The sequence below is a fragment of the uncultured Anaerococcus sp. genome (assembly GCF_963510915.1).
Taxonomy (GTDB): domain Bacteria; phylum Bacillota; class Clostridia; order Tissierellales; family Peptoniphilaceae; genus Anaerococcus.
On sequence record NZ_CAUPHG010000089.1, the window covers coordinates 1 to 6,266 of the forward strand.

Consider the following 6,266-nt stretch of genomic DNA (forward strand, 5'->3'; position numbering starts at 1 on the left):
TTTGGCATACAAAAATCCCTCCATCCGTATTCCGGATTTTGGGGTTCAGGTCAAAGGGGCTGTTTTTTATTATCCGCTCTTTTTTATTGAATGTAAAATCAAATGATAAGCAAAATTAGAAGTAAATCATAATAATAGATAGTATTACGTTTATATAATAGCAAAATTTAAATTACAATTCACCTTCTATTTTATAAATATCTTTATCAAACCAAGTTGTTCTTGAATTAAAAATTTCCAACCAAAACACTTTCTTTTTTAATTTCAAATTTTATCCCAAAAGCTTTTTTATAAGGCTAAATTTTTTCTCAGCATAAGGTGGATACCTCAATGGATTATCAAAGAATCCAGCTTTGACCATAGATTTCCTGTTAGAAAAATTCATAAAACCAAAATAACCGTGGTAGCCTCCCTGACCAGAATTGCCCACTCCGCCAAATTCTAGCCTTGGATTTGCAATTTGCATCAAACAATCATTTATGGCCCCATTTCCGTATTCCATTTCCCTGATGATTTTATCTTCTATATTTTTATCACGTGTAAAAGTATAAAAAGCTAAGGGCTTTGGCATTCTCTTTATTTTACTCAAAATCTCATCAAGCTTTGAGTAAGAAATTATAGGAATAATCGGTCCAAAAATTTCCTCACCCATTACTGGATCAGAAAAATCGACCCTGTCTATGATAGTTGGGGTAATTTTAAGGATTTCCTTATCAAAGTTCCCGCCAAAAACGACTTTTTCTTCATCTATAAGACCTAAAAGTCTTTCAAAGTGGTTGGCGTTTATAATCCTTGGCAAGTCTTTGTTAGCTAGTGAATCTTCTCCGTAGAAATCAATTAAATTCGCCTTTAATTCTAAAATAAAATCCTCTTTTATAGCCCTGTCTACAAGAAAAAAGTCTGGAGCTATGCATGTTTGGCCGGCATTTACAGTTTTGGCCCAGGCAATTTTCTTTGCAGCTGATTTTATGTCAGCCGTCTTTTCAACCAGGCATGGGCTCTTCCCCCCAAGTTCTAAGGTTAATTTGCTAAGGTGAGGAGCTTGGGCTGCCATAATTCTTTTGGCAACACTTGGCCCACCAGTGTAAAAAACGTGGTCATAAGGTTTGCTTATTAATTCTTCGTAATCTAGATTAGTATTATCCAAATGGACGAAAAAATCTTCCCTAAAATTATCCCCGACAATTTTAGAGATAATTTTGCTCGTCTCAGTAGACTTTGACGAAGTTTTTAAAATTACAGTATTACCCGCAGCAATCGCCCCAACAACTGGACCTAGGCTTAGATTAAAGGGATAATTCCATGGAGAAATTATGAGAGTCACGCCAAGGGGTTCATAAATATAAAAACTCTTTGCTAGAAAAGTCGTTAAAGATTTCCCCACCCTCACTTCTTTCATCCACCTATGAAGGTGTTTTTTAGCAAATTTTAACTCCTCTAGGACAAAATGATATTCTGTAAGATATGATTCAAAATTAGACTTGCCCAAATCTTTTTCAAGGGCTGATAAAATCTCCCCTTCATTTTCCCTTATGGTCTTTTCAAGCTTGTTTAACTCTCTCATCCTAAAATCATAGGACTTGGTATTGTTCCCCCAAAAAAATTCTCTTTGCTTTCTAATAATATTTTCAAGATTCATAAGTGTCCTTTCAAAATTCACAGATTGAAATTCATAAAAAATATTCTATAAATTAATCCTTTAAAATATCTTTTTCAATCCTTATACACATATATATCATTCCTAAACTCACAGGTATTAATATTATAAACATGCCTAATAAAGGGTCAAATAGGTTAAAGACTTCCCCTAATATCATTGTGAAAAGTGTGATAAGTATGCCAATAATTCCCAATCTTACACCAGACCTATACCAATAAGCATTTCCATTTTCCCAATTTCCTTGACTTTGAACAAGTCTTGGGAGAAGGTAATGGGACAGGCCACTATACTTATATGAACCTAGCCTTTCTCTTCCACTTTTAAGTTCTTTCCTAATTTCCTTTGGTGGATAGGGTATTGGATTTTTTAAAAGATTGTAATTTACGATAATAATTAAAATATTTACACCTAATAATATTAGATAGATCTTATTAGACATAAAGTCCTCCTAAAAGTTCAAATCTTGCCATTTAATTTGACTATGGTAAATCTAGATTGGCGAGATAAAAATCTATATCTCCTGTCCTTATGAATAGATTTATTTGTATCATTACCAGACCTTATGGACCTAACAAGTGAAATATTGCTGCAGAAACGAGGAATAACTTTATATAAAGAAAGGTGCTTATAAATCAAAAGCAGAGAAGATTTCGTCAGACTCTTTCGTCTGTAATTATATGCTCTATGCCCTTATGGCCTTTCTTAAGATAATCTTTCATAAAAGTCTGGTAAGCTTTATAATTTTCAAGTCGGTCGATTGTTATCCAGTGCATGGTCTCTTTTAGGCCGCTAGTTGTAAGGCTATAGCTCTTGAGGTTTTTATTTCCCTTTGGCTTCATCATGTAATAAAAGCAAATCTCATGGCAGTCTAGACCCTTTAAACCGGAACTTCCAACAAAGAAATTTTCGTGAATAATAGCCAAATAATCAACCTCGTATTCGACGCCTGTTTCTTCGAAGGCTTCCCTCTTCACAGCTTCTTCAGAACTTTCCCCCAAATGGACTCCGCCACCTATAGAATAGTAATAGTCATCTACTTCATTTCCCGCAAACAAAACGCAATCATCTTCGACTATTATTGCAGCAGCCCTATACCTAAACCACTTATCTCCTTTTCTAAAACCACAATCTTGATCCATCTCTGTCTCCTTAACCTTAATATCAAAATTCCCACAAAAACAAAAATGACCCTGCTGGGTCAATTTTTTTTATTTCTTATAAAAATATCAAACAAATTATAAAATGGTTCATAAAATCATTTTGTTTTCAAAAACCAATATAAAGTTTATCTTAAAATTATTATTTAATACAGGATGGCTTTGGCAAGATTTTGAAAATTTATCCACAAGTATTATGAATATTTTCAGAAAATTAAACGCACCTATTCTGTTATCCCATTTTTTAAACTAGACCTATATTATCGGTGGAACTTTCTGCTTATTTTCTTTAAGAAAATAAGGACAAGTTCGTGCCTCTGCATAAGTATTTCCATAATTTTCCTTTCGGAAAATTAGGACAAGGCTATAGCTTCGATTTCTATTACTGCACCCTTTGGAATATTTGCTACTTCTAGGGCAGATCTGGCTGGTTTGTGGTCGCCAAAGAATTCTTCATAGACTTGGTTAAAGGCTGCAAAGTCGTTTACGTCATCAAGGAAGACATTGCATTTTACAATTTTATCCACAGATGAACCCCCTGCTTCTACTATGGCCTTAATATTTTCTAAGGCTCTTTTTGTGGCCTTTCTAATATCCATTTCTAATTCGCCTGTTTCTGGGTCTAGTGGAAGTTGGCCTGATGTAAATATTAAATTATCTGTAACTATGCCTTGGGCATAAGCTCCTACAGCTGCTGGAGCTTTTTTGGTTTGAATTTCCTTCATCTTTTCTCCTATGATATCTTTAAAAATTCTTCTAAGGTTAGGTTATTATCGTATATTTCCTTGGCGTTTTCTACCCCTACAAATCTAAAGTGCCAAGCTTGGGCCTTGTGGTGGGTCTTATTTTCTTTGCCCTTTGGATATCTTTCGATAAAACCGTATTTATAAGCATTTTCAACGAGCCATTTATATTCTGCTGTCGCTTCAAATTTATCATTATACTTGGTGCCTTCTGTAAAAAAGTCAAAGGATGTTCCGGTTTGATGTTCACTTGTGCCAGGATTTTCAGCCTCAACTTCTCCTGCATCGTGCATCTTACCCTCAAGCTCATAACCTCTGTAATCAGATGCTATTTTTAGATTAAGACCAAACCTTTCCATATCTTGGCGCATGGTTTCAAAGGCACGCCTAGCAGTCTTATCCACACCCGGATCAAAATTTGCTGGTAATGGATAGGCTTCGCTAACATAAACTATACCATTTACAACCTTGATGGTCTCAGAGCCTTCTGTCTTAGATAGACCGTACTTATTCACATAATAATAAGAATCATCTATCTTAACCTTAGAAAAACCGTTTTCTGAACCATAAAAACCTAGGTATTGACCTTCCTTCACAAACTTATCTGTTTTTGAATAGTCATTAGGAAATTGGTAGGCATATTGGGTTTGTAGGCATTTCACATATTCAACTAGCTCGTCTTCATAAGAGCTATCTTGGATTTTTAATTCGTCTTTTATATTTATATCTTTAAAACCAATCTCAGTTGCCACATGGACATCGCTTGCATCGGATTTTTCTTCCCTAGCAGTATCTGCCATGAGTTCACCAGATGCAATCCTGTATTCGCTTGGTCTTCTGATTTGGTAATTATCTTCTTTTTGTAGGGCAAATCTAGCTGTTGTAAGGGTCAAAACCGCCCCGATACCTAGCAAAACCGCCTTTCTTCTCCTTCTTCTCGCTTCTCTTCTCTTGCGTCTTTTAAGCTCTCTGATACCTTTATTTGACATTTTTATTTCCTCTATTTATTTCAATATTTTAGTGTATGTCTGCGGGATTGTAATATCTTGCGAAAATATATTTCAATTTACTACTTAAGTTCGATACTACATTTTGTTACTATCATTATAACACGATTTAAATAAAAATAACAGAGCAAAATGCCTATTTTTGAAAGAAAAAATCAAAAAATCCGACTTTTTTGTCGGATTTTCATGAATTTTAGTTTTATTTTGACTAATTCTTAAAAAGATTTCTTATTAAGTCTAGAAAACTCATTTTTTCACTAGGCTTTTTTGGAGCATCGTATTTTATTATTTTATGATTATTTGCTAAATCATTTTCCTTAATTTGAATTTTTCTTTGCTCATTATCAGATATAGCTTTTTTCATGAGTTCTTCTTGTGCATTAAAATTGTGCTTGTTTTCAACTTTCAAATATTCGCCCGTAGAAGAAAGCTTTCTTATTTTAACATCATCAGCAAACATGGTATCCAAAAATCCTAAGACATAGTTTTTAATCTCAGAATCTTCTAATGGTACAGCTACTTCTACCCTCTTTCTAATGTTTCTTGTCATGAAATCAGCTGAAGATATATAGACTTTTGGATCCTCTCTACCAAATTGGTAAACCCTATGGTGTTCAAGAAACCTCCCCACAATCTGGTAGATTTCAATATTATCTGTCACACCATTAACTCCTGGTAGTAGGCAAGTAATACCTCTAACCATCATTTTTATTTCTACCCCGGCCTTGGATGCTTTTGATAAAAGGTCAATTAGACCCCTATCCGAAATCGAATTCATTTTTAATCTTATATAGGCATCTTCACCATTTTGAGCCTTTTTAATTTCTTCTTTGATTAATTTTTCAAGACCTTCTGGCATAGACTTTGGTGAAACCATCAGTTTCTCATAAGAACCTTCGAGGTTACCTATCAAGATATTATCGAATAAATCCTTGGCATCTTGACCGATTACCATATCGCTTGTCATGAAGGAAAAATCTGTATAAACCTTGGCGGTTTTTTCGTTATAATTTCCTGTTGCTATCTGGGTAATGAAAGAAACATCTCCCTCGCCATATCTTGTAATTAAACACACCTTGGAGTGGCACTTGTAGTGGTCAAATCCATAGACTATCTTGCAACCCGCTTCCTCAAGCCTTGATGACCAAAAAATGTTATTATCTTCATCAAATCTCGCTCTTAGTTCCATCAGAACTATAACTTCTTTGCCATTTTCACTCGCTTTTATCAGACTTTGAGCGATTTTAGAGTCCTTGGCTATCCTATAGAGTGTTATCTTGATTGATGCCACATTTGGGTCAGTTGCCGCCTCATCTAAGAGCCTAATCAGCGGTTCCATGGATTCATATGGATATGATAAAATTATATCTTTTTCAAGAACCTGATCGATTATTGTCCTATTTAGGTTTACCATAGCAGATGGCTGCGGATCAAAGCTCTCGTAAGAAAATTCCTTCCTAATTTTTTCTGGAAGACTTCCTATGAAACCAAAGATGAAACCTAGTTGGAAAGGTGTTTTTGATAGGAAAATCATTTTCTCATTTATTTCGAAATTTTTGCATAAAAATTCCTTGTCCTCGGCATCAAGATTAGAATCAACCTCAAGTCTAACTGGATTTAACCTCTTTCTCTTTTTGAGCTTGCCCTTCATATAGGTCCTTAAGTCTTCCTCTACATCGTAATGATCGTCATCATAGGA

6 protein-coding genes are annotated in these 6,266 nt (G+C 34.6%); all 6 read right to left on the minus strand.

Annotated elements, in window-relative coordinates; translation table 11 throughout:
- Positions 1 to 271: 271 nt before the first annotated feature.
- Positions 272 to 1,639, minus strand: coding sequence for an aldehyde dehydrogenase family protein (locus tag RQ893_RS07325; protein WP_311482394.1), 1,368 nt, complete (start codon positions 1,637 to 1,639; stop codon positions 272 to 274).
- 52 nt (positions 1,640 to 1,691) lie between these two features.
- Complete coding sequence (locus RQ893_RS07330; RefSeq protein ID WP_311482395.1) at positions 1,692 to 2,099, minus strand: hypothetical protein; 408 nt, start codon at positions 2,097 to 2,099, stop codon at positions 1,692 to 1,694.
- Positions 2,100 to 2,313: 214 nt separating this feature from the next.
- A complete protein-coding gene (locus tag RQ893_RS07335; protein WP_311482396.1) occupies positions 2,314 to 2,799 on the minus strand; it encodes an NUDIX domain-containing protein in 486 nt (161 codons plus the stop codon).
- Positions 2,800 to 3,170: 371 nt separating this feature from the next.
- A complete protein-coding gene (locus RQ893_RS07340; RefSeq protein WP_311482397.1) occupies positions 3,171 to 3,542 on the minus strand; it encodes a RidA family protein in 372 nt (123 codons plus the stop codon).
- Positions 3,543 to 3,550: 8 nt separating this feature from the next.
- Positions 3,551 to 4,549 (minus strand): M15 family metallopeptidase, encoded by a 999-nt coding sequence (locus RQ893_RS07345; RefSeq protein WP_311482398.1) that lies wholly within the window; start codon positions 4,547 to 4,549, stop codon positions 3,551 to 3,553.
- 226 nt (positions 4,550 to 4,775) lie between these two features.
- Positions 4,776 to 6,266: polyphosphate kinase 1 (gene ppk1 / locus RQ893_RS07350; protein WP_311482399.1), on the minus strand; the 1,491-nt coding region annotated here is incomplete at its 5' end.

Bases quoted from the DNA above. Each gene is read 5' to 3' on its own strand.
- RQ893_RS07325 (WP_311482394.1), bottom strand. From the start codon at position 1,639: ATGAATCTTGAAAATATTATTAGAAAGCAAAGAGAATTTTTTTGGGGG.
- RQ893_RS07330 (WP_311482395.1), bottom strand. From the start codon at position 2,099: ATGTCTAATAAGATCTATCTAATATTATTAGGTGTAAATATTTTAATT.
- RQ893_RS07335 (WP_311482396.1), bottom strand. From the start codon at position 2,799: ATGGATCAAGATTGTGGTTTTAGAAAAGGAGATAAGTGGTTTAGGTAT.
- RQ893_RS07340 (WP_311482397.1), bottom strand. From the start codon at position 3,542: ATGAAGGAAATTCAAACCAAAAAAGCTCCAGCAGCTGTAGGAGCTTAT.
- RQ893_RS07345 (WP_311482398.1), bottom strand. From the start codon at position 4,549: ATGTCAAATAAAGGTATCAGAGAGCTTAAAAGACGCAAGAGAAGAGAA.